The sequence below is a fragment of the Mesorhizobium sp. M7A.F.Ca.CA.001.08.2.1 genome, from assembly GCF_003998455.1.
Lineage (GTDB): Bacteria > Pseudomonadota > Alphaproteobacteria > Rhizobiales > Rhizobiaceae > Mesorhizobium > Mesorhizobium ciceri.
The window spans coordinates 1-3,973 of record NZ_RZPW01000604.1 but is presented as its reverse complement, the minus strand read 5'-3'; the positions used below and the strand labels follow the sequence as shown (position 1 = coordinate 3,973).

Below are 3,973 nucleotides of genomic sequence, written 5' to 3'. Positions count from 1 at the left end.
GCGATCGTAGGCAAAGCGTGTCAGCGGCAAGGCAACCGGATTGCCGAACAGCGTCGCCAACCAGCCCTCGCCCGGCGTGACCTTCCATACCGCGATGGCGACATCGGCGCCGACCAGCAGTCGGCCCTCGGCATCGGTGGCGTGCAGCCGGCGGCGGATATCCTCAAGCGACGCGCCAAATCCGGCTAGCGCTGCCGGTTCAAGATTGATGTCTCGGAACTCGATCCGCCCAGCCTTGATCGCTTCGATCAGCCGCCGCTTCTGCCTGCTGATCCCGGCATCGCAGACCGGGCAGCGCGTGTTGTACCAGACGGTCAGCATAGTTCCGGCATTTGGTTGGTAGCGCAAACTTGAAGGACCACGAACGATCGGGCGCCGTCAAGACGTCGCTCGGTCGCTCGCGCGAAGGAGAATGTATCGGGCCAGCCGGTCCGGCCCTTCCGCTACGGGCTTTATCCGAGCGAGGTGACGATCTCGCGGTAGGCTAATTCGGGAAAGGCCTTCAGCGTCCGCGTCCTGACATTGCCGGCTGCCGCCAGCATCAGCGAGAAGCGCGCCAGCACCGCGTCGTCGGGCGCTTCGACCACCGCCACCATGTCGTATTCGCCCATGGTCAGGTAGAACGCCTTGAACGATCCGCCCATGTCTCCCAGCTGCTTTCTGGCGGCGTCGAGCCGCTTCGGTGACTCGCGCACGTTTCTGGCACCCTGCTCCGTCCAGTTCATCAGCACGATGTAGCTTGTCATGGCACACCTCCCTCCGGGGCCACGGAGCACGGCGGCTTCGCCGGGGCGGGCATCCGGGTTATCGCCCAGAAATGCATCCGACAGCGAAATTATCCTCCCGAAGGGCCCGGCCCGCAAGAGTGCGCCCCACAAACAAAAAAGGGCGCCATCGGCGCCCTTGAACTCTTTGCATCGGTAAGTCTCAGCTATCCAGGAAACTGCGCAGCTTGCGCGACCTGCTCGGGTGCTTGAGCTTGCGCAGCGCCTTGGCTTCGATCTGGCGGATACGCTCGCGGGTAACCGAGAACTGCTGGCCGACTTCTTCCAGCGTGTGGTCGGTGTTCATGCCGATACCGAAGCGCATTCTGAGCACGCGCTCCTCGCGCGGCGTCAGCGAGGCCAGCACGCGCGTGGTGGTCTCGCGCAGATTGGCCTGGATCGCCGCGTCGATCGGCAGGATCGCCATCTTGTCCTCGATGAAATCGCCCAGATGCGAATCCTCCTCGTCGCCGACCGGCGTTTCGAGCGAGATCGGCTCCTTGGCGATCTTCAAGACCTTGCGTACCTTTTCGAGCGGCATGGCAAGCTTTTCGGCCAGTTCTTCCGGCGTCGGCTCGCGGCCGATCTCGTGCAGCATCTGGCGCGAGGTGCGCACGATCTTGTTGATCGTTTCGATCATGTGCACCGGAATGCGGATGGTGCGCGCCTGATCGGCGATCGAACGCGTGATCGCCTGCCGGATCCACCATGTCGCGTAGGTCGAGAACTTGTAACCACGGCGGTATTCGAATTTGTCGACCGCCTTCATCAGGCCGATATTGCCTTCCTGGATCAGGTCGAGGAACTGCAGGCCGCGATTGGTGTATTTCTTGGCGATTGAGATGACGAGGCGCAGATTGGCCTCGACCATTTCCTTCTTGGCGATCGCCGCTTCGCGCTCGCCCTTCTGCACCTGGTTGACGATCTTGCGGAATTCCAGGATCGAGATCGCCGTTTCGGTGGCGAGGTTCTGGATCTCGGCGCGCAGGTCCTTGATCGCATCCTTCTCGTTCTTGGTGAATTCCTTCCAGCCGCGCGAGGTCAGGTTGCCGATCGAGCGCGTCCAGTTCGGGTCGAGCTCGGAACCCTGATATTCCTTCAGGAACTCTTCGCGACGCACGCCGTAGCTTTCGGCGAGCCTGAGCAGCTTGCCTTCGTTCTGCACCAGGCGCTTGTTGATGTCGTAGAGCTGCTCGACCAGCGCCTCGATGCGCGCCGTGTTGAGCGACAGCGACTTCACCGCCTTGATCAGCTGGTCCTTCAGCTCCTTCAGCCGGCGATCCTGGCTGGGCGACAGCGTGCCGGCCGCGGCCAGACGGTTCTCGACCTGCTGATCCTGCAGCTTGCGCAGCTTTTTGTAGGTGTCGGCGATAACGTCGAGCGTCTCCATCACCTGCGGGCGGAGTTCCGCTTCCATCGCGGCCAGCGACAGGCTCGCTTCGTCCTCGTCTTCGTCGTCGTCATCCGTCAGCCCACGCGTATCGGCGCCGACATTGGTGATGTCGTCTTCGTCGTCGCGCGAACGGCGCGGCTTGTCCTCGACCTTGGCTTCCTCGACGCGCTCGACCACCGGCGCCTGCTTGGCCTCGGGGCCGGCATAGGTGGCTTCGAGATCGATGATCTCACGCAGCAGGATCTTGGATTCGTTGAGTTCGTCGCGCCAGATGATGATGGCCTGGAAGGTCAGCGGGCTTTCGCACAGACCCGCGATCATCGTCTCGCGGCCGGCCTCGATGCGTTTGGCGATGGCAATTTCGCCCTCGCGCGACAAAAGCTCCACCGAGCCCATCTCGCGCAGATACATGCGCACCGGATCGTCGGTGCGATCGGTCGGTTCTTTCTTGGTGGTGGTGGCGGCAACCGCGGTGCCGGTCTGCTCAGCCAGCTCGTTGGCGTCTTCCTCGGCATCGGCCGCGGTGTCGGCGGCCTCGGGCTCCTCGCCCTGCTCGTCGTCCTCGACCACGTTGATGCCCATGTCGGACAGCATCGCCATCGTGTCCTCGATCTGCTCGGAGGTCACTTCCTCTGAGGGCAGCACCGAATTCAGCTCGTCCATGGTGACATAGCCGCGCTTCTTGGCGGCCTTGATCATCTTCTTGACAGCATCATCGGAAAGGTCGAGCAGAGGGCCATCGGTGGCGCCTTCGCGTTCGGTTTCGACCTCTTCCTTTTCCTTTGTCGCCATAGTCTTTATCTTCTCCTAGCGGCCGAACTTCAAAGCCGCGTAAGCTGTCGGACCAGTCAAATCGGATGCGCTCGCTTATGAAACGCGCTTCACCGGGCCAGTAACTGCATCAACTCGTTTCGTTTGGTGTATGTCGTTGCCCCAAAACCGGGTTTCCCCTTTTTGGGCGACATCCATTAAGTCCAGATTAACCCTGATATCTGTGGCAGGCGGGCTGCCTGTCCAGTGACCAGTACCTCACATCGCTTATTTCCCGTCGACGCGGGTTCGGGTTAACGTTTCGAATCGTCCTGATTCCGCCAATCTGCCAGAAGGTCAAGCGCCTCTCGCATGATTCGCATGAAAAAAGCGAATCAATTACCCGACTTAGCCCGTTACGCGCCATTTCGACGCGCAACGACGCTTTCTCAATTCACTCGCTTCCAACTAAGCTCGCCCTGCCCTGCCCGAGGAGACGCCAAACCCTTCGATCAGTGCTTCCGTGGCTTGCACATCCTGGAATTGCGCCTGAATTTCGATCAGGTGCCGGTAGTTTTCGTCTGTGGGATCGGTGGCGAGCGCCGCTTCCGCCTGTTTCAGTTCCTTATGTAAGGTGCGCGCGCTGCGCTGCAAGTGCAGCGCCTGGCTGAAAGCATCGCGGGCATCTTCAAGGGCGGCGGTCTCTAGCGCCGGCCATTGCCGCATCCGCCGGATCAACCCGACGGCCCGCTCCCAGATCTCGGCGCAGCCGGCGCGTTCGATCGTCGCAATCACCGCCTGGCGATCATTGGCCATGTCATGCGCCATTGCATCGAGGATTGCCGCATGCAGCCGCCTCAGATCGGAGTTGGCGAGATCGAGAAACTCGATATGGGCGAAATTCTCGTCGATCAGTGCCGGATGGTTGACCAATGCGACGATGATCGTCGCCTCGCGCACCGACATCCCCTCGCCGCCGCGTTTGACCAAAGCCGACTGGCCGAGACTTTCGGTGATCGCAATGCGGCCGCCACCGCTCTTGGCGAACTGCCCGCCGGGCTGTCTC

At 61.6% G+C, this 3,973-nt stretch carries 3 protein-coding genes and 1 pseudogene; all 4 read right to left on the bottom strand.

The window, feature by feature from the left end:
- On the bottom strand, positions 1–321 hold a 321-nt coding region (locus EN914_RS27260; RefSeq protein WP_127389375.1), incomplete at its 3' end, for a thiol-disulfide oxidoreductase DCC family protein.
- Positions 322–452: 131 nt separating this feature from the next.
- Positions 453–746, bottom strand: coding sequence for a GYD domain-containing protein (locus EN914_RS27255; RefSeq protein WP_013530150.1), 294 nt, complete (start codon positions 744–746; stop codon positions 453–455).
- A gap of 181 nt (positions 747–927) precedes the next feature.
- Positions 928–2,949: an RNA polymerase sigma factor RpoD gene (gene rpoD, locus EN914_RS27250; RefSeq protein WP_013530149.1), complete on the bottom strand. Its 2,022-nt coding sequence runs from the start codon at positions 2,947–2,949 to the stop codon at positions 928–930.
- Between the two features lie 426 nt (positions 2,950–3,375).
- Positions 3,376–3,973: pseudogene (locus tag EN914_RS27245) on the bottom strand (DNA primase); the annotation flags it as partial.